This window comes from Streptococcus parapneumoniae (assembly GCF_037076355.1).
Taxonomy (GTDB): Bacteria; Bacillota; Bacilli; order Lactobacillales; family Streptococcaceae; genus Streptococcus; species Streptococcus parapneumoniae.
The window spans coordinates 217,894-236,867 of the sequence record NZ_AP026968.1 but is presented as its reverse complement, the minus strand read 5'-3'; the positions used below and the strand labels follow the sequence as shown (position 1 = coordinate 236,867).

Annotated in this window: 21 protein-coding genes; 9 read left to right on the top strand and 12 right to left on the bottom strand. The window is 35.6% G+C overall.

Annotation, left to right across the window (positions count from 1 at the left end):
• Positions 1–275: 275 nt before the first annotated feature.
• The 9 genes from SP4011_RS11420 (at position 276) to SP4011_RS01290 (ending at position 8,596) form a co-directional block, all read left to right on the top strand.
• Complete coding sequence (locus SP4011_RS11420) at positions 276–347, top strand: SHP2/SHP3 family peptide pheromone (protein WP_148255730.1); 72 nt, start codon at positions 276–278, stop codon at positions 345–347.
• A 118-nt stretch (positions 348–465) separates the two neighbouring features.
• Positions 466–1,680, top strand: coding sequence for an MFS transporter (locus SP4011_RS01325; RefSeq protein WP_000059523.1), 1,215 nt, complete (start codon positions 466–468; stop codon positions 1,678–1,680).
• Position 1,681: 1 nt separating this feature from the next.
• On the top strand, positions 1,682–2,701 hold the full coding sequence (locus SP4011_RS01320) for a pyridoxal-phosphate dependent enzyme (RefSeq protein ID WP_000612003.1): 1,020 nt from the start codon (positions 1,682–1,684) through the stop codon (positions 2,699–2,701).
• Complete coding sequence (locus SP4011_RS01315) at positions 2,676–3,659, top strand: hypothetical protein (RefSeq protein ID WP_000864435.1); 984 nt, start codon at positions 2,676–2,678, stop codon at positions 3,657–3,659. Before SP4011_RS01320 ends, SP4011_RS01315 begins: the two co-directional genes overlap by 26 nt.
• Positions 3,660–3,802: 143 nt before the next feature.
• Positions 3,803–4,864: an ATP-grasp domain-containing protein gene (locus SP4011_RS01310; protein ID WP_000604329.1), complete on the top strand. Its 1,062-nt coding sequence runs from the start codon at positions 3,803–3,805 to the stop codon at positions 4,862–4,864.
• Positions 4,865–5,764 carry a hypothetical protein gene (locus SP4011_RS01305; RefSeq protein WP_000771264.1) on the top strand — a complete coding sequence of 300 codons (900 nt, stop codon included), beginning with the start codon at positions 4,865–4,867 and terminating at the stop codon, positions 5,762–5,764. It begins immediately after the preceding gene.
• A 1-nt stretch (position 5,765) separates the two neighbouring features.
• Positions 5,766–6,968, top strand: a complete 1,203-nt coding sequence (locus SP4011_RS01300; RefSeq protein WP_000855226.1) for an ATP-grasp domain-containing protein — start codon at positions 5,766–5,768, stop codon at positions 6,966–6,968.
• A gap of 112 nt (positions 6,969–7,080) precedes the next feature.
• A complete protein-coding gene (locus SP4011_RS01295) occupies positions 7,081–7,557 on the top strand; it encodes a GNAT family N-acetyltransferase (protein WP_000777684.1) in 477 nt (158 codons plus the stop codon).
• Between the two features lie 196 nt (positions 7,558–7,753).
• Complete coding sequence (locus SP4011_RS01290) at positions 7,754–8,596, top strand: helix-turn-helix domain-containing protein (protein ID WP_000840058.1); 843 nt, start codon at positions 7,754–7,756, stop codon at positions 8,594–8,596.
• 461 nt (positions 8,597–9,057) lie between these two features.
• On the opposite strand, the gene comGG is transcribed toward SP4011_RS01290, so the two are convergent.
• From comGG to tgt, 12 genes are all read right to left on the bottom strand, one after another.
• Positions 9,058–9,471, bottom strand: coding sequence for a competence type IV pilus minor pilin ComGG (comGG, locus tag SP4011_RS01285; protein WP_000265635.1), 414 nt, complete (start codon positions 9,469–9,471; stop codon positions 9,058–9,060).
• Positions 9,449–9,910 (bottom strand): competence type IV pilus minor pilin ComGF, encoded by a 462-nt coding sequence (gene comGF / locus SP4011_RS01280; RefSeq protein WP_000250511.1) that lies wholly within the window; start codon positions 9,908–9,910, stop codon positions 9,449–9,451. The genes comGG and comGF overlap by 23 nt, the downstream gene beginning before the upstream one ends.
• A complete protein-coding gene (gene comGE, locus SP4011_RS01275) occupies positions 9,873–10,175 on the bottom strand; it encodes a competence type IV pilus minor pilin ComGE (RefSeq protein WP_000413380.1) in 303 nt (100 codons plus the stop codon). Before comGE ends, comGF begins: the two co-directional genes overlap by 38 nt.
• On the bottom strand, positions 10,138–10,572 hold the full coding sequence (comGD, locus tag SP4011_RS01270) for a competence type IV pilus minor pilin ComGD (RefSeq protein WP_044012294.1): 435 nt from the start codon (positions 10,570–10,572) through the stop codon (positions 10,138–10,140). Before comGD ends, comGE begins: the two co-directional genes overlap by 38 nt.
• A complete protein-coding gene (gene comGC / locus SP4011_RS01265) occupies positions 10,535–10,858 on the bottom strand; it encodes a competence type IV pilus major pilin ComGC (protein WP_338619538.1) in 324 nt (107 codons plus the stop codon). Before comGC ends, comGD begins: the two co-directional genes overlap by 38 nt.
• Position 10,859: 1 nt before the next feature.
• Positions 10,860–11,876, bottom strand: a complete 1,017-nt coding sequence (gene comGB, locus SP4011_RS01260) for a competence type IV pilus assembly protein ComGB (RefSeq protein ID WP_338620380.1) — start codon at positions 11,874–11,876, stop codon at positions 10,860–10,862.
• The gene (gene comGA / locus SP4011_RS01255; RefSeq protein WP_338619537.1) at positions 11,824–12,765 is read right to left on the bottom strand and encodes a competence type IV pilus ATPase ComGA; all 942 of its coding nucleotides are present in this window, start codon (positions 12,763–12,765) and stop codon (positions 11,824–11,826) included. The genes comGB and comGA overlap by 53 nt, the downstream gene beginning before the upstream one ends.
• Before the next feature lie 77 nt (positions 12,766–12,842).
• Positions 12,843–13,208 (bottom strand): DUF1033 family protein, encoded by a 366-nt coding sequence (locus SP4011_RS01250; protein WP_338619535.1) that lies wholly within the window; start codon positions 13,206–13,208, stop codon positions 12,843–12,845.
• A 150-nt stretch (positions 13,209–13,358) separates the two neighbouring features.
• Positions 13,359–14,417, bottom strand: a complete 1,059-nt coding sequence (locus tag SP4011_RS01245) for a zinc-dependent alcohol dehydrogenase family protein (protein WP_084886478.1) — start codon at positions 14,415–14,417, stop codon at positions 13,359–13,361.
• 162 nt (positions 14,418–14,579) lie between these two features.
• A complete protein-coding gene (nagA, locus tag SP4011_RS01240) occupies positions 14,580–15,731 on the bottom strand; it encodes an N-acetylglucosamine-6-phosphate deacetylase (RefSeq protein ID WP_001134549.1) in 1,152 nt (383 codons plus the stop codon).
• Between the two features lie 152 nt (positions 15,732–15,883).
• The gene (locus tag SP4011_RS01235) at positions 15,884–17,701 is read right to left on the bottom strand and encodes an acyltransferase family protein (protein WP_338619532.1); all 1,818 of its coding nucleotides are present in this window, start codon (positions 17,699–17,701) and stop codon (positions 15,884–15,886) included.
• 100 nt (positions 17,702–17,801) lie between these two features.
• Positions 17,802–18,944: a tRNA guanosine(34) transglycosylase Tgt gene (gene tgt / locus SP4011_RS01230; RefSeq protein WP_001285237.1), complete on the bottom strand. Its 1,143-nt coding sequence runs from the start codon at positions 18,942–18,944 to the stop codon at positions 17,802–17,804.
• Positions 18,945–18,974 lie beyond the last annotated feature (30 nt).

The following is an 18,974-nucleotide window of genomic DNA, read 5'->3' as shown; positions in this document are numbered from 1 at the left end:
GAAAGAGTATAAATGATAAGTTGGGCATCTAAATCTGATAACAAAAGTTTTTCTATAGACCCTTGGTAAGGATGCTTATTCCGGCAAATGGTACTAGAAATATATCCGCCCAACTTCCCTAGAGAAAAAACGGAACATGAATTGACTTACTATTTTTACAGAGTTTTCCAAGTGTTATACTAAGTTTCCATTTATATCTTTTCCCGTTTTCCCAACAAAATTTTAAAGAATTTTTATTTATTGTACAATAAATAAAAACTGAAAGGAAGTTTGAGATGAAAAAATTTTTAAGATTTGTACCCATTTTATTATTGGCTATGGATATCATCATTATTGTTGGTGGATAATTCTTATCTATATAGGCATGGACGTGTTCATTATTCGATATCTCATACAACTGCTAAATAAGTTATATGAGATTAATTCAATAAACTTAGAATTATATTTAGAAAAAGGAGAAATGGGTTGAGCCTATCGTGGAGTAATTATAAGAAAAATTTTTTGATAATACTTTGTTCTACTTCATTCATAAGTTTTGGGAATGGTATGTTTAATATTATCGTTGGTAAACTTTTATATGATAGAACTGGTTCAAGTGCTGCATTTGGATTAACTTTTATTATTGAGGCTCTTATTGGTATATTGTTGCAGGTATTTGCGGGGACTGCTATAGATAAACTTAATCCAAAATGGATTATGAATCTATTTGGTTTTATAAAGGGATTTTCTACTCTTTTGACTTCATTATTAATCATATTTACAGAGTTTTCACCGATAGTATTATTAGGTATTCTAGTTATTATTATTAATTTCGGAAAACCATTTGAAAGAACTGGTTCGTTTGTAGTAGTAACAGAAGTAGCTCCTAACCATAGTGAGTTGATGAAACTCAATGGCTATAATGCTAGCTTGTTACAAGCAGGACAAATTCTAGGAGCTTTTGTAATAGGACTATTATTAAGTTTAGCTAAAGCTGAATACTATTTAATTTTAGTTAGTATATGTTATATCGCTAGTGCAACATCGTTGTTATTCCTTGATATAATTAGTAGCTTATCAAAAAATATATTGCATATTTTTTCAATAAAGGAAAATTTTAAATCATGGAAAAAATTTATAGGAACTGTATCAGTCAATAAAAAGTTGGTGTCATTGATTATATTAAATGGAGGGGACTATAATTTTTCAAATTTTTTCACACTTTCTATTGTACCTGCAACTTACATGTTTTTTAATAATGACAATAAAATGCTTTCTTATATCGATGTAGCATATGCTCTTGGCGCAATATTATCTGGCCTTTTCATATCAAAAATATCCCGAAAAATCCAATTAAGACATATAAATATATTAGGTATGATTATTACAGGACTCATGTTTCTTTCCCAAGCAGAGTTTCACAATAAAATATTCTTTTTATTCACATGTCTTATTTTAGGCTTTAGTAATGCTTCTTCCTACACTACATTCTTAACTCTAATACAAAAAAATACTGAGTCCGATAATAAAGGAAAGATCGCTGCATTACGTAATTTTTCTTTTTCTCTAACCTCACTATTTTTTATACCTATTATTACATATTTTCAAGACATCTCTATTTATCTTGGATATATTTCTTCAGCTATTACTGCGTTTTTATTCGCTCTAATTTATAAATTGACAATTAAAAAAGGAGAGTAAATTGATACCATTTAAAAATTGGGAATTACCCAAATTTGATTTATTAAGAGACAATTTATATTCTGCTAGTTTTTTCTTAATGAAGCTAATGCCTGCTCGTTACATTATTGAATCTTCCCTTAAATCAGGTGAACTCCGTGAAGGAATGACAGTTATTGAAACTACTTCTGGCACTTTTGGTCTAGCTTTAGCAATGATTTGTGCTGAAATGAAAATACCATTGAAATTAGTTAGTGATCCTGCAATTACTCCTGAGTTTAAACGTAGGATAGAACTATTAGGAGCAGAAATTCATATAATTTCAGTGGATAATCCTGAAAAATATGGTGGATATCAGCCCCTTCGATTAAAGAAAATTAAAGAATTCTTAGATAAAGGGAATTATTTCTGGCCAAATCAGTATGACAATCTAAATAATCGGAGGAGTTATTTCAAGTTGGCTGAATATATTTCTAATAATTTTTCTAAATTAGATTATATTATTGGTCCAGTAGGTTCTGGTGGTTCAATGAATGGTTTAGCCATCTATTTAAAGAATTATTTCCCTCATTTGAAGTTTGTTGGTGTTGATACTCCAAATAGTATATTATTTGGACAAAGAAACGGAAAAAGAGAACTAAGAGGATTAGGAAATAGTATTTTACCTGCTAATCATAATATTAATAATTTTGATTTAGTAACTTGGGTACCACCTCAGCAGGCATATTATTATACGCGAGAGTTATATAGAAAGCACGGTCTTTTTATGGGTCCAACAAGTGGAGCAGCGTATTCCTTTGGACAGTGGCTCACTCAAAAAAATAAGAATTGTAATGTATTATGTATATTTCCTGATGAAGGATATAGATATTTTGATACAGTTTATAATGATGAGTGGATAATGAATAATAAATATAATATTATTGACTCAAATGATTTAATACCAAAAGAAGTTTATAACCCCATGGAAAATATAGGGAGTTGGACATACAAGTACTTAACGAAAGAGGACAAAGATGAAAGTAATTATTTTGAGAAATAGTTTGACATGTTTAGATGAAAACAATATTCTAATTGGTAATGCATTTCTTGAATTAGGACATGAAGTGAGTTTTGGATTAATAAATTCAGTCTACTCTCAAAACTACAGTGTAGCTGTCAAAGGAATTGAATATAAAGAAAAATTAGAAATTGATTCAAATCTAGTCGGAGACCTTAAAGACATGTATTTAATTGATTTTAATTTAGTCTGGGTAATGAATCAGCCACATCCTAATTTAGAAAAGGATGTTTATCAATTACTATGGCTAGCCAGCCAAAAAGTAAATTTTGTAAATAGTATTGAAGGAATCTACTTCTTAAATAATAAGAATAGTTTAGGATTTGTAGACGATATAAAAGAATATTTAATTGAGAGCTATACTTCAAATGATTTTAGTTTTATTAACAGATTAGTTACTCTTTCTGATGATAAGTGGGTTCTCAAACCAACAAATTCTGGCTGTGGCTCAGATGTATTTGTTATTGATAGAAACGAATCAAACACTAGAGCCTTGTTACAGTCGGCAACTGGGAATTCGGAAATGGGAGCTGTTATTTCTGGAGATAGTATTTTGGGGATTACTGAAAAATATACCGTGCTTCAAAAATACATTAGAGAGGTTAAAAAAGGCGAAAAGAGAGTTATTTTATGTGCTGGAAAGATAACTGCAGTACATGGAAGAGAGATTCAAAATGGAGAGAATCGTTCAAATATTAGTCAAGGTGGGAAACTAACTTCAGCAGAATTAAATAATGAAGAAACCGAGATGTGTGAACTAATTGGAGAGGCATTGTTGGAAAAAGGAATTAGATTTGTGGGGATAGACATTTCGTTCCCATATCTGCTAGAATTCAATATTGTTAATCCTGGTGGTCTTTATGATTGTTACTTATCAAGCGGAAAAAACAATTCAAAGCTTGGAGTTTATAATATATTAAGTTTTTTTGATTTATTGTGAGGTTATAAATGAGATATAAGCATTTACTTATTATAAGTGGTAGAGACACTAGTCTAAAGTATATTAGTCACTTGCCAATAAAAGTTACTATGGTTCAGACCTTTTCAAGAGTCACTAGTTTTCAAAAATCTACGTGTAGTAATATGATTTTAGTTGATGATATAGAACAAAGCGAGCAAGAGATATTACTAGAATTAAAAAAAATTCATGAAATTAATCAGTTTGACGCAGTCATCTCATTCTTAGAATTTTATTTAGAATTTGCAGCGAAAATTTCAAGAGACTTGAATATTTTAGGTAATAGTGTAGAATCAGTTCAAATTTGTAATGATAAATATCTGATGAGACAAAAATTGGATCAGCTTGATATTCCTAATATAAAATATAAAAAAGTAAATACAATTGAAGATATAGCAGAATTTTGTAATGACAATAAGTATCCCTTTATTTTAAAACCTAAAAGTGGATATGGAAGCATTGGGGTATATAAAATTAATTCATCCGACGATTTAGAAAAGGCTTTTGTATGGAGTAAACATTCCTCTGATGAATTAATAATTGAGGAATTTATTGAGGGAGACGAATACAGTATTGAGGGATGGATGAATGAAAAAGGTGACCATGAAATATTGGCAATAACAAAAAAAATAACATCCTCTGAGCCATATTTCATTGAATTAGGTCATACTCAACCAACTAATTTATCTTTTCCTATTGAGGATAAAATTAGACACTATACAGATAAATTTTATAAAGGGATCAATAATAAAATTGGTCCTACACACACAGAGATAAAAGTTATTGAGAATAGTGATATAAAGTTTATTGAAGCTCACACGAGATATGGAGGTGATAGAATTTGGGAATTGTTATTGATGACTCAAGGGATCTCTATACAAAATTTGGTTATTAGTTCACTATTTTCTTTTGATATAACAAAGTATAATCGAATTGCTAAATATGCAACTATTTTATTTTTATTTTCGGACAAGGAAAGAAATATTGTAATTGAAAAAATTAACGAAATCATCTCGATCACTGATCTTATAGCTTATGAATTACCTAGGAACACTGAAGTGTCAAAATTAGAGAAATCTGATGATAGATTTGGATACGTCATTTGTAAAGGAGAAACTGAGGCTAAGAGTTTAGAGAATGCAATGAAAATATTACGTAGAGTAGAAGATAGTATTAGAGAGGTATAAATGAAGCTATTGAAGAACGTGAAGTATATATCTAAATTCTATGCACATCATGGAGAAATTATTCAGGGAATATTTACTGATTCATGTGATCATGAAGTATCTGCACTGGTAACTTTACCTTTTAACTTAATGTACTCAGAAGCAAAGTTTCAGATTATTGAAGGTATGAGAGAAATATATGTACTTCCTAAAAGTAAGAAATTTTCTCAAGAAACCATAGATTATTTGAAAGATAAGTACAAACTTTACAATAAAGGCGGTATAATAGAATTAACCAGTAACATAAGGGAAACTAAAGGATATGGTTCTTCCACGGTAGATATCTGTTGTATTATTTCAGTAATATCTAAGGCCTTTGCTTTAAATATCACTGAAGATAAAATGGCTAAAATAGCACAGAAAATTGAGAAGGCTTCTGACTCCACAATGTACATAGATAAATGTATTTTATTTCAGCAGAGAGAAGCTATAGTAAAAAAAGAATATACACATAAACTTCCTAAAATGATCATTGTTGGTGTTGATACAGATGTGAATAGCAAAGTGATTACTTCAGATTTGGAAGTTCCAGATTATTCTTTGGAGGAGAAAAAGATGCTCAATCAAGCATTACGGTATTTTGAGGAATCTCTTCTAACCGAATCTGTAGATTTATTGGGTGAAGCTGCAACGATAAGTGCAAAAATTAATCAAAAGTATCTAAAAAAGCCAAAATTTAAAGAGTTGTTAGAAATAAAAAACAAATCAGCAGCGTTGGGGCTGCAAATAGCACATAGCGGTACGTTGGCTGGTTTAATTTTTTCTCCTGAGCAAAAGGATTTAGACGACAATCTAAGATTGTGCAGTAAGTTACTAGATGAGATAGGTTTAAAAAAGCATTATATTTTTGAGGTTGAGTGATATGAAAACATTAGTAATAATTGAAACGACTACAAGTGGAGCAGGGAATAAAATAATTAAATCAGGAATACAACATGGTTATAAAATTATTTTCCTTTGTTCAAATTTAGACAGGTATGTTAATCTCGAATTAGAACAGTTCTCTAATTTTGAAATCATCATTACAGATACAACCTCATTAGAGCAGGTAATATCTACCATTAACAATATAAAAAACTTAACGGAAAACCTTTTCGGGATAATATCTCTATCTGATTCTTATATTGAAATAGCATCAAAGGCAGCAGAATATTTTAATCTTACCTCATCTAATTCTGAATCTTTAGAAATGATAAGAGATAAAGGGAAGGTACGAGAACTTTTTAAGGGTTATAAATTTTCTGTAGAGAATAAGGTGATATACGATGTTAAAGAGCTTGAAGAGTGGAATACTTTTCCAGCAGTTACAAAGTCAGTAAATGGAACAGGAAGTATTGATGTAAAAGTCTCTTTACATAAGGATGACTTATATAAAGAGACAAAAAAGATGCTAGCAAAATATGGAGAAGTACTTATTGAAAAGTATGAAACAGGTAATTTAATTAGCCATGAATTACTAGTACAAGATGGTAGGATGTTAAGTTTAGGATTTACAAATAGAATTCTTGGGCATATACCACATTTTGTTGAGGTTTCCTATTCTTTCCCTTATATATTAGATTTACAAGAAAAACAAAAATTGGAACAATATAGTGATATAATTATCTCTTTACTTGGTTATAGAAATGGCGCACTTCATATTGAATATATTCTAACTGAGAATGGACCAAAACTAATTGAAATAAATGGTAGATTAGGTGGTGGAATGCTCGGTCCAATGATTTCAAAATCTTTTGGAATAGATATCTATGACTACATCATTAAGATTTTTTGCTCTGAAAAAAATGTGGAAATGAAACACTTCTTACCTCAAAAAGCCTATTCTACTACTGTTATTTACTCCCAAAAAGAGGGAGAATTATTATATAAAGATGATTCACTGGTACATAGTTACCCTAATATTGAAGAATTCTATTTTAGTGCTAAAATTGGTGATTACTTAAAAGAACCTACTAATTTTAAAGGTGATTTAGGTTATATAATGTCTTTTGGTAAAAATACTGAGGAAGCATATCTTAAGGGGCAGTCAGCGTTATCTACCTTAATAATGAAAATAAAGGACTAAAGTAATAACTCTAAATATATCTGATTTTTATAGGACATTTCATAAAAAAATCTACATACCTAGAGTCCTATTTAGTTATGTATCTTACATAAAGAGAAAGGAATTAATTATCATGAAATTATCTTTGTATAGTGAAGTTGACCATTACCATTCTTTAAGTTCTTATTCTTTAAATGATATTACACATACTGATACCCCAAAAAATATTATTGAAAAGTCTAAAAAAGATAAGTATAGATACCCAATAGTAATACTTAATAAAGAACATAAAGTAATTGGATTTTTTTGCCTACACCTAAACACTGGTCCTAAAGAGTATGGCTATTATCAAAATGATTATGCGCTTATTAGAGGATTTTCTATTGATGATAATTTCAGAAATCAAGGATATGGTTCTAATGCTCTGAATAAAATATTTGAATTCATAGACTCAACTTTAAAATTAGAAATTAACCATATTGTATTGGCTGTAAATGAAAAAAATATATTGGCTCAAAAAGCATATAGAAATTCAGGTTTTTTTGTTGTGAAAAAAGATTTAGAAGGAAAAAAGGGGAAATTAATTATTATGGAGAAAAGCAGAAACTAGTATCATTGCTAATTTCTGCTTTTCACTAAGTCTGCTATAAATTTAGTATCCTAGCTTATTTGCATATTTGAGAGAAATGCCAAATTTCAATTTAAAAATTTTTTAAATTTGTTTCTTATAGTTTGTCTTTTAATAATTTTATTATATAATAGATGTATTTTAAATAAATATTGGTTGTGAAAGTTGGAATATCGACATGAAATCAAATTTTGGACAAACCTTACGAAAAATTAGAAAAAGTAAAAATATCTCCATCACTCAATTAGAAGATGGTTGTTTATCGAAATCTCAAATTTCAAGATTTGAACGAGGAGAGTCTGAAATTTCATGTATAAGACTGATTAATCTTCTTAATAAATTAAATGTTACTATTGATGAGTTTATTTCAATACATAACAATAATACGTTGCCTCATTTCCCAACACTAATTAATAACATAAGAAAACTCTATTCTCGAAATGACGTGGAATCGTTAAAAATCTTACTTAATGCAAACTCAAAATACACCACTAACTCTCTAGAAAATACGATGCTGAAATCTCTATTATATACACTTACTCCTGACATTTCACCAAGTGAAGAGGAATTACTTGAATTAACTGATTATCTATTCTCAGTTGAAATTTGGGGTTTTTATGAAATAGTGCTACTTGGAAATTGTGTTAGAACCCTCAATTATAACACTGTCTTCTTGTTAACCAAAGAAATGCTCAAAAATTACCACTTTTCAGTAACTAATAAAACTAATAAAATTTTAGTGACTCAGCTCTCAATAAATTGCTTAATAAGCAGTATAGATAATGAGATTTTTAGTAATTGCCAATTCCTTATCAAAAAAATTGAAAATCTACTCCGAGATGAGTTAAACTTTTACGAGGAGACTGTTTTTATCTATGCTAATGGATACTATGAGCATAAACTTGGACTAAGTACAGGTAAGAAAAAGATGGAAAAATCCCTTAAAATCTTAGAACTATTAAATAAACATCATTTGCATTCAAGTTATAAGAAACATTACCTAGAACATATAAAACAATAAAGGCTTATCGCTATCTACTGTTTAGTAGCAAACACGGCAAGTGTACGGACACTTACTGAAAAATTGACGAAGCAGGCCTTTTAAGGTACTGCTTCGTCAATTTTTATATTAGGAAGAATCCTACCTCTACTCTTTCAAATTTAAAAGAGATCTCATTATGACAAATTGCACTTTTCAAAGAGAAGTTGACACAAAGTCATACCAAAACTATGACTGAGTTTTTTATAAAATGTGTTTCTGAGGAACATATCTACATCATTAATATCAGGCTGAGCAAAAAGTCTTTAAAATCAGAAAAACGCATAGTATCAGATATTCAAGACCTGATATTATGCGTTTTATTTCACTTCATTTTCTCCTGAAATTGAGTTTTTCCCATCCTCAACATCTTCTAGCCAATATTGCCAACAACACCAATTAAATGGCAAAGTATGTGAACACCCTTATAGAAAAGACGTGGGCTAGGAATTCTCTTTCTTTTCAAGCTCCTCTTCTGATTTTTTCTTCTCTACTTTTTCGCTTGAATCGGTCGCTACCTCCTCCTTTTTATCCTTTTTCTCTTCTTTGATTTTGACTGAGGGAAATAGGAACTCATATTGACTCTTAGGCGTACGAACCGTCGTCACCAAGCTTGTTTTCTTATTTTGATAGCTCACCTGACCTAGGTTATAAACCTGTTCTCCACTTTCTTGCTCAACCTTATCTTTGGTTCGCTTGGCCATGGCAAAAGCAATTAACTTTTCTTTATTTAAAGCATAGTCTCGATGGTGGACGACTTGTCGGTTCAAGTAAAATTGTAACAAAAGACTAAAGATGGCTGCCATGGTGACTGCATAGAGGAGAACACCTGCCTTAACTTTTTTCTTTTTCCACACGATAGATGAACTCCCTTTCTAAGCCTTTTTTGAACTGGAAACGAAAGCGAACCACTTGATTGTCCTCTGTAATCTGTGCGGATTTGAGGCCATAAACCATCGGCTGATAACCCCGTCCACTGGCATCGGTTTTCCGAAAATCATCTGATTTAGACTTGCCTATCGCAATTTCCTTGCCATCCTGCTTCATATAGAGGCGATTGCCTTCTACTTTTTCGAACTGCGAACGGTCTAATTCTACCTCCAACTGGTCCACAAACAAGAGCCACTCTTTTTGCTCGCTTTGCTGCTGATAGCGAACATCTGAAATGAGGAGCTGACTCATGGCTTGAAAGAGAAGTAAGCTTCCACTGATGACAATGAGGGCAATCAAGGATTCTAACAAGGTAAAAGCCTTGACCTTATGGCTCTTTGATAGCCAACAACTGTTCTGAACCATGATAAACCTCCAATCCCTTTTCACTAGAAAACACCTGAATCTCAACTCCATTTATGTTTACCTGATTTTGACCTGTCTGCAAGGCCATCTTAGCTACCCTCAAGACTTCTTCCTTTTGCAAGATTTTTGCTTCTTCTTGTCTATTTTTTTGAATTTGTCCCAAAAGGAGGGTCGCAATGCTGGCAAAGATAGCTAGAGCGACTACTGCTTCCAGTAAAATTACTGCCCTAATTTTTTGTTTCCTTAATGCGTTTAATTTTTCCATTTCCTAGATATAATTGATAACGAATCGCTCCTTTACTGGTCTGAAATTCAACCTTAGCCAGGGACGAATTGCCCCCAGCTCGGTCAAATGTAATACTTTGTCCCGATGGTGACTGAATCCCTTTAGGGACTGTCAACTTTTGACTGCCATTGCTAATCGTCTGCCCATCTAAGTTCAGACTAGTCTTTTGCTGACTAGCTACACTGCGTTTTTGGGTTTCCCGATAGAGTTCTTCAAACTCCATAAAGAAAATCTGCTCCTCTACCGCCGCAAAAGTAGACTGGACAGAGCCTGACAAGCCCAAGGCAAGGATACTCACAAGTCCCAAAACCAAGAGGCTTTCCAGCATGGTAAAGGCCTTAATCTGCAACGGTTTGAGTCTTATTTTGTTTTGCATGATATTCTTTATAAGCTTTAGCTTGCTCTTCTGTGATTCGATCATTTGCTTGTAATTTGCTTAGGCTAGCATCTTCATTTTTTTCTAAGCTATAAAGCTCTGCCTGGCTTTCCACTACCTTAACAACAGCAGCTTTTCCTTTATCATTGACAGCCTCTTTTTGCTTGGTCAAATTTGGTACAAAGAGTAATAGAAGCACGCTGATGATGAGCAAGACCACCAACATCTCTACCAGAGTGAAAGCTTTAACCTTAGCTGTTTTCAAGTATGTTATCATTTTTTTCATGTTAAAAATTTACCTCCATATTTTGATACATGGGCATGAGCATTGCCGCATAAAGTAAAACGATAATCAGAGCCACAAAGATAAAAACCAGTGGCTGCACCAAATTCATGGTGCGGTTAACTCGGGTAAAAAAGGCTTCCCAAGTTTTTTCAGCATAGATTTCCAACTCACCACCCAGCTTGGACTTGACTTCTCCATACTCGATGATGAGACTCAATTCCTTCCTAAAGAAAGGATAGTTTCCTATCGTCTGAGAAAATTCACGACCATTTTGTAGGGACTGAGACAGATCTTGACCGATTTCTTTAAAGAGCTGGGAACCTTGTTCCTGCATGATCTGAAAAATCTGCGTCAGCTCCATTCCCTGAGAAATCATATTGCCCCATTCACGCGCGTAATAGGCCGTCAGATAAGTCTGCACAAAGATTCCAAGAAAAGGAATGCGTGCTAGGATAGAAAAGACGCGCATCTTAGAACTTCTTTTATAAAAAGTGAGTGCTAAAAGGACACCTACTGAAACAAATCCTACCATTCCTAGAAAGATTTGTGGCAGATTACCGATAATCTGAGTGGCAATATTACTACTATCCAGTTGTGGTAGTAGATAGTTCCGTAGTCCCAGCATGATTAAGAGAAGAAAACCCAGCAAAATCAAGGGATAGGTCGCTACTTCAATTAGTTTTTTCTTGACCTTGGCCAGATTGTCTAGATACTCTTCTATCTTTCTCAAACTCAGGTGGAGATTTCCATGGACTTCCGCTAGGGATAACTGAGTGACAATGGCACTTGAAAAGCCCAAACTAGCCATCATTTCTGAGAATGATTTCCCCTGAGACAAGCCCGTGCGCATCTGGGTCACACACTGCTTGTCCAACAAAGCACTCCTATCTAAAAAGGAGATGGTCTCCACCAGATGAAAACCGCTGGAAAAGAGATTGTTAAACAAGGTGATGATATTTTTTTGCTTAGCTGTAGCTAATTTTTTCCGTTTCAGCCTGAAGACTTGTGATATGTCCATCTTTAAGAAGCTGGTCAATCTGTTCATTCCAGCTAGTTGGCTGGTGTTCTTGATAGTCTTTGTTTGCAAAATCAACAATTCCTCCTCCCCCGATCAATCTCTGGTAGCAGACACCTTGCAGAACGACTGCCAATTCCTCCTCACTCACACCCAACTCCAGCAAGCGCTCATAAACACCTCGAATACTCTTGGCATGAATGGTTGAAAAGACTGTCGCCCCTGTCAAACTAGCTCTGACCACTGCACGCGCCGTCTCGCTGTCTCGAATTTCTCCGATAATCAAGAGATCAGGACGATGACGTAAGGAAAGCTTAATCAGATTTTCATAGGTAAGCCCAATCGCTTCATTTAGCTGCAACTGGAGCATGTCCTCCTGCTTGATTTCGACAGGATCTTCGATGGACATGACTTGCTGTCCTTTAAAGAGGGACTTGGCTAATTCGTGCATCAAGGTCGTCTTGCCACTGCCGACTGGACCAGCAAAGAGATAGAGACCACGTTGCCTATACTGCTTACACAGTTCTCCAATATCCTGAAACCAAAAATGCAAATCCTGCTCCTCATCGTGCAACAAGCGAATGACTAAACTCTCCTGCCCTCTATAATCGCCTACAGTAGATAGACGTAGAGACGCCATCTTCTGGTCATATTCATAATCACAGGAACCAAGTTGACTACGTCGCTTTTCTCCCACATTCATACCCGCCACAAACTTGAAGTGACTGATGACGGCCGCAAATTTTTCAAAATCATAACAACCGATTTTACAGCGCTCGTCTCCTATCCTCATATGAAGCTCATATGCGTCTAACTTGGGGACAAAATAAATGTCTTGTGCCCCTTTTTTCCGAGCCGAACGAATGATTTCTTGTGCAATTTCTTGAACCATACTTACCTCCTCACCTATACTATTCGCAAAGATTTGGAAAAATAAAAAAAAGCAACTCCCAAAAAGTTACTTTTTCTCTATTTTAATTTCATACGGCAAGAACGATGCCTTTCCTGACCAGTTTGTTTTTCATAGCCTGGACGTAGTTTTTCATCTGGAATAACCTGCTCATCCTGTAAAAGAGCCAAAGAATGGTATTGTTGTAAATATTCATCACATTCATCACACCAGCGTTGGTCTTCTGGGTCCCAGAAAATGGTCATCAAATCGCTTCTACTTTTATAAAGAGGGGATTCTTGCTCCAATCTAAACCAGCAAGTTTTATAGTATTTGAGAGCATCATAATACTGGTCAAATTTTCTACTTGCTACAATGTCTTCTTCCCAACCTTCTATAAACCACCAGGGTTCAAAATCTCCGTACATTTCTATAACACGATACATATTCATTCATTCCTTTGTACCGTATATTATAACCAATTCCGCTAAACAAGGAAAGAAATATGCTCATTTCTTAATTTTTTGATAAAAAATCCAGCCATCTGATGGATGACTGAATTTCTATTTGCTCATGTTCAAAAATATTTTTACGACTTAAGCTTCTGAGATATCGTTTTCGATAATGACCTTAATGGCATGGTGGTCTGCTGCCTTACCGAAGACTTCGTAGGCTTTTTCAATTTCACTGAGTTTGAAATAATGAGTTACCAATTTTTCTGGTTCAATCTTATGACTTTCAAGTGCTTTCAACAATTGTGGAGTTGTATTTGTAGATACCAAACCAGTTGTTACATTGATGTTGCGAATCCAAAGTTTGTCTAAATCGAATTCAACTGGTTTACCATGCACACCACAGTTGGCAACCGTTCCGTCTACACCGATAATCTTTTGACAGAAATCAAATGTTGCAGGAATACCAACAGCTTCGATAGCAACATCTACACCACGACCATCTGTCAAATCATAAATTTCTTTAATGGCTTTTTCAGGGTCTGAAGAATTAATCTTGTGAGTCGCACCAAATGATACAGCAGTTTCCAAGCGGTTATCGTCTAGGTCTACCATAATCAATTTAGCTGGTGAATAGAATTGAGCTGTCAATAGAGCAGCCAATCCAACTGGACCTGAACCGATAATGGCTACGCTACAACCAGGTTCTACTTTTCCTTTCAAGACACCAATTTCATACCCAGTAGGCAAAATGTCTGATAGCATAACCAAAGCCTCATCTGACAAGTCTTCTGGAGTGTGGTAAAGAGTGTTATCTGCATGAGGGACACGTAGATACTCAGCCTGCATACCGTCAATCAAGTGACCGAAAATCCAGCCCCCTTCGTCTTCACAATGGGCATAAATTCCTTTTTTACAGTAGTAGCATTTACCACAGGCACAGACACAAGAAATCAAGACCTTGTCGCCTTTTTTGAAGTTAGAAACTCCTTCTCCAACTTCTTCAACAATCCCAATTCCTTCGTGGCCAAGAATGGTACCACTTTGACAAGCAGGAACATCTCCTTTAATGATATGGAGGTCTGTTCCACAAATAGTGGTTTTTACGATACGCACAATAGCGTCTGTTGGCTTGCGAATAACTGGTTTGTCTACATCAACAAAAGAAGCAAGTCCTGGTTTAACATAAGTATAGGCTTTCATAAAGCACTCCTCCGTTTTTTTATTTGTACTATTTATAATATAATTGTAAGCTTTTTCATTTGTTTGCTCAAGCTTTTTTGTGATTTTTTTAACTTTTTTATTTACCGGTAAAGCAATATAGATAAAAAAGCAGAAGCTAGTCTCTAACTTCTGCTTTCTATCTTATGCTTGATAACGTTTCACACCATCTAGATAGGTTGCTACCAATTCCAAATCTTTATCTAATACGATAAAGTCCGCGTCATAACCTTCACGGATTTGACCACAGACATCATCAATGTGAACGGATTTAGCTGGGTTGAGGCTGGCCATCATGACTGCTTCATGCGGATTCGCAATACCCCACTCGACTACATTTCTCATACCATCTTTAAGTTTGAGGATAGAACCTGCCAAATTACCAGTAGATTTGAGACGTGCAGTTCCATTTGCTACTACAACAGGGAATTCTCCCAACATATAGTCACCGTCTTCAAGCCCACCAGCTGTCATACAGTCCGTAATAAGAGCGATGTTTTCTGTCCCCTTTTGCTTAAGTAAAATCTCACAAGCTTTTGGATCTACGTGATAACCATCACAAATCAATTCTGCGTAAGTATGTGGGAGCTCATACATAGCTCCTACCATACCTAGTTCGCGGTGTGTTAAACCACGCATCCCATTATAGGCATGTACCCATACACTAGCTCCAGCATCAACTGCCTTCTTAGCTTGTTCAAATGTCGCATCTGAGTGTCCAAGTGCAACTGTCACACCTTCACCTGTAATAGTACGTACAAAATCTTCCACCCCATCACGTTCTGGTGCAATAGCGATTTTATTTAGCATCCCTTTTGCAGCATCCTGCCAAGAATGAAACTCCTCAACACCCGGGTCTCTCATATAAGTTGGATTTTGTGCCCCCTTAAAAGTTTCTGTGAAATATGGACCTTCATAATAAATCCCACGAATCTTAGCACCTGTTGCTTCTTTATAATGGTTTCCAAGATTTTCAGTGACTGCAAGCAATTGCTCATAAGTGGCTGTTAAAGTTGTGGGCAAGAAACTGGTAACACCGGTACTAAGAAGTCCTTCACTCATAGTATGCAATGTACCTTCAATGTTGTTGTCCATCACATCTACACCTGCATATCCATGAATATGAGTATCCACAAGACCTGGTGCAATGCTATAACCAGTATAGTCAAGAACCTCTGCTCCTTCAGGAATTTGATCCACATGTTTCCCAAATTTGCCATCAACAAGTTCTAAGTACCCACCGCGACGAATGCCAAATGGATAGAAAAACTGATCTGCTTTAACGTAATTAGGCATAATAATGACCTCCTTAAAAGATTACTTTTGATATTTATTATGTCAATTACATTATAAACTTTTCTGATTCATTTGTAAATGGTATAGACCTATTTTCTAGAGATATTTTAAAAGAGCTGGATGTCTCCAACTCTTCTCTTTTTAAATACAAGTTATTTAGATTTGACTGGCTTGTCTTGAGCTGTTTGCAAGGCTGTAGCAATGGTATCTGCATACAATTTAGCTCCTGCTTCAATAGTGCTAGTGTCACTTCCGAAATGGACTTGGTCTGTTCCTGCCCAAATTTCTGGATGTTCTTTCGCAACTTGATTCCAATCTGCTATCGTGATGTAAGGAGTCTTCTCTGCCAATTCTCTCATATAGGCAGCAGCCTTCTCAACGATGGCATAGGTCTCTTTTGTCTTATCTCCCTCATAAGGAGTCACTAAAATCATATGGTGGCCCTTAGGAAGATTTTTTACGATACTATCCCAGTCTTCCTTGTAATTTTCAGGATTATTTACCCCAGTCGCAATGACCACCATCTTAGGTAAAAATTTATTCTGGCTATTATTTAGCATGATTTCATTGGCATTCTTGGTTGTTCTGCTGACTTGCGCGTTAATCTGTGCTCCAGGAAGGGCTGTCTGCAGGGCTGTATTTGCCCTTAAAGCCACCGAGTCACCAATTAACATAGTACCATCAGCAATCCCCAAACTATCAGCTTCTGCTCGTTCTGCCATCACTTTTGTTTGGCTAATATTTGTTGCAGCCTGCTTCAAACCATTGACAGTTAAGTCTGTCTCAAACGCTCCCACTTGTGGTGCCAACAGAGTTACTAAGAAGACAATGAAGGCCAAGATTCCTGTACTTGTTGCAAGAATTGCGTGAATATAAGGCAGGGGACGAAGAGTTTGTAAAACAGGTGTGTTCTTTCCTGCAATCCAAGGTTCCAATACATAGAATGATAGGCTAGCAAAGCCATAAGAAAAAATCAAAGTCAGCAACACAGCAAAAAGATTTGAGGTCAACTGTGAGAAAATAATATAGAAAGGCCAATGGAAAAGATAAACCGCATAACTAGTATCTGCTAAAAAGCTGATAAACTTTGGCTCCTGCATGTTAGGGGTCTTTTCATGTAAGACACGCGCCGCCAGAATCATAGCAAGGGCTGCAAGGCTGGCAAGCAAGAAGCCAATAAGATAGGCAAAGAGATAGGTAAATTTGACAAAGAAGGTCAAAATGAGTAAGAAGCCCAAACCTCCTCCAAAAACTAAAAGGGTCTTTCGTAAATCCCAGATTTTATCCAACTGCTTGACTAGGGAAGTCGTCTGACGAACGCCTACAATAGTTGCTAGCACACTTCCCAAAAAGAATGGATAGACATGAGTTAAACTGGAGAAGTAAACAGAGGAATAAGAGGTCACTAGAAAACTACCAATAAACATGGAGAAGAAGCTGATCAAGAAGGCAACAGCAGATAAGAGAAAGACCATTCCCTTCAACTGACCATTTGATTTAGCCTGTTTGGATAAAAACCAAACTGCCAATCCCCAAAGAATATAGTAGTGAACCTCAACAGCCAAGCTCCAATTATGAACAAACAAATGAGGAATGAACTGAGATTCATAACTCCCACCTGTTAGGAGTTCATAGAAGTTGGTCATGAAGCCTAAGACACCCGCAATCTGACCACCAATTCCAGCCACATAGTCTTGGCGAACCAAGAAAGTAAAGGGCATGGTCACCAAGACCATCAAAACCACAGGTGGCACAATCCGATAAAAACGTCTCCTAAAAAATCCAATCAAGTCAATCTCATGGTTTTTAGAAAATTCTTCGATAAGTAAAGCCGTAATCAGGAAACCTGAAAATGTGAAAAAGACATCTACCCCGAAAAATCCTCCAGGAAAGATGGTCTGAAAGAAGTGATACAAGAGTACCAAAAGTAAACCTGTAATCCTAATCAAGGAAAACCATTTAATGCGCATACGAGTTTATTCTCCCTTTCATTGTACACTTTATTCTATCAAAAAAAGAAGAAAAATCCCAAGAGAAAACTTAGGATTTTTAGCTTATATCTATTCCGTTTTAGAAATTACGCCCTGACTTATTATAGCCATATTTTTCAACAAAATACTCACGGAATTCCAAGAGATTGTCATCCATGATGGCTTGTCGCACTTGCTTCATCAGGTTGAGCAAGAAGTAAAGGTTATGGTAGCTAGTCAAGCGGATACCGAAGGTTTCATCAGCCTTGAGCAGGTGACGAAGATAAGCGCGTGTATAGTTCTTACATGTGTAGCAATCACACTCAGGATCCAGTGGCGTAAAGTCCTCAGCAAACTGAGCATTTTTGACAACCAAACGACCTTGACTAGTCATACAAGTCCCGTTACGAGCGATACGAGTTGGCAAGACACAGTCAAACATATCTACACCACGAATCACCCCATCAATCAAACTATCTGGTGCTCCCACACCCATCAAATAGCGAGGTTTATTTTCAGGAAGCAGTTGGGTTGTGAAGTCCAAGACGGCATTCATCTCCTCGTGGGTTTCTCCCACTGCCAAACCACCGATAGAATAGCCTGGGAAGTCCATGCTGACAAGGTCATGAGCCGATTGGCGACGCAAGTCTTCAAATCCTGCCCCCTGCACAATCCCAAATAATCCTTGGTCATGCGGACGACGATGAGCCTTCAAACCACGCTCAGCCCAACGGCTGGTACGCTCGATTGATTTCTTAACGTAGTCGTAAGGTTGGTAAAACTGAGGGCATTCATCAAAAGACATCATGATGTCTGAGCCCAGATTGTTCTGAATAGAGATGGCTTTTTCTGGCGATAGGAACATCTTAGAACCATTGAGATGGTTTTTAAAGGTTACTCCTTCTTCTGTGATATTACGGCTATCTGCTAAGGAATAAACCTGAAAACCACCACTATCTGTCAAGATAGGCTGGTCCCAATTCATGAACTTGTGGAGACCACCAGCGCGTGCAATGAGTTCATCTCCAGGACGAAGCCAGAGATGATAAGTGTTTGATAGGATAATTCCCGACCCCATCTCCTTCAATTCTTCAGGCGACTGAGTTTTGACAGTGGCTTGTGTCCCAACTGGCATAAACATAGGTGTTGGGAAGGTACCATGGGGTGTGATGATTTCTCCCAGACGAGCTCCCGTGTGTTTTTCTTTCTTAATCAAACGATATTTGATTGGTGAATCTGACATTTTTTACCTCCGAAGCTGGGAAAGACAGTC

What these genes read in the sequence shown, in the direction of transcription:
- SP4011_RS01315 (WP_000864435.1), top strand. Translation starts at nt 2,676, where the DNA reads ATGAAAGTAATTATTTTGAGAAATAGTTTGACATGTTTAGATGAAAAC.
- tgt (WP_001285237.1), bottom strand. Translation starts at nt 18,944, where the DNA reads ATGTCAGATTCACCAATCAAATATCGTTTGATTAAGAAAGAAAAACAC.
- SP4011_RS01245 (WP_084886478.1), bottom strand. Translation starts at nt 14,417, where the DNA reads ATGAAAGCCTATACTTATGTTAAACCAGGACTTGCTTCTTTTGTTGAT.
- comGD (WP_044012294.1), bottom strand. Translation starts at nt 10,572, where the DNA reads ATGCAAAACAAAATAAGACTCAAACCGTTGCAGATTAAGGCCTTTACC.
- comGE (WP_000413380.1), bottom strand. Translation starts at nt 10,175, where the DNA reads ATGGAAAAATTAAACGCATTAAGGAAACAAAAAATTAGGGCAGTAATT.
- comGA (WP_338619537.1), bottom strand. Translation starts at nt 12,765, where the DNA reads ATGGTTCAAGAAATTGCACAAGAAATCATTCGTTCGGCTCGGAAAAAA.
- comGC (WP_338619538.1), bottom strand. Translation starts at nt 10,858, where the DNA reads ATGAAAAAAATGATAACATACTTGAAAACAGCTAAGGTTAAAGCTTTC.
- SP4011_RS01250 (WP_338619535.1), bottom strand. Translation starts at nt 13,208, where the DNA reads ATGTATCGTGTTATAGAAATGTACGGAGATTTTGAACCCTGGTGGTTT.
- comGB (WP_338620380.1), bottom strand. Translation starts at nt 11,876, where the DNA reads ATGGACATATCACAAGTCTTCAGGCTGAAACGGAAAAAATTAGCTACA.
- SP4011_RS01235 (WP_338619532.1), bottom strand. Translation starts at nt 17,701, where the DNA reads ATGCGCATTAAATGGTTTTCCTTGATTAGGATTACAGGTTTACTTTTG.
- SP4011_RS01310 (WP_000604329.1), top strand. Translation starts at nt 3,803, where the DNA reads ATGATTTTAGTTGATGATATAGAACAAAGCGAGCAAGAGATATTACTA.
- SP4011_RS01300 (WP_000855226.1), top strand. Translation starts at nt 5,766, where the DNA reads ATGAAAACATTAGTAATAATTGAAACGACTACAAGTGGAGCAGGGAAT.
- SP4011_RS01290 (WP_000840058.1), top strand. Translation starts at nt 7,754, where the DNA reads ATGAAATCAAATTTTGGACAAACCTTACGAAAAATTAGAAAAAGTAAA.
- nagA (WP_001134549.1), bottom strand. Translation starts at nt 15,731, where the DNA reads ATGCCTAATTACGTTAAAGCAGATCAGTTTTTCTATCCATTTGGCATT.
- SP4011_RS01305 (WP_000771264.1), top strand. Translation starts at nt 4,865, where the DNA reads ATGAAGCTATTGAAGAACGTGAAGTATATATCTAAATTCTATGCACAT.
- comGF (WP_000250511.1), bottom strand. Translation starts at nt 9,910, where the DNA reads ATGGTTCAGAACAGTTGTTGGCTATCAAAGAGCCATAAGGTCAAGGCT.
- SP4011_RS01295 (WP_000777684.1), top strand. Translation starts at nt 7,081, where the DNA reads ATGAAATTATCTTTGTATAGTGAAGTTGACCATTACCATTCTTTAAGT.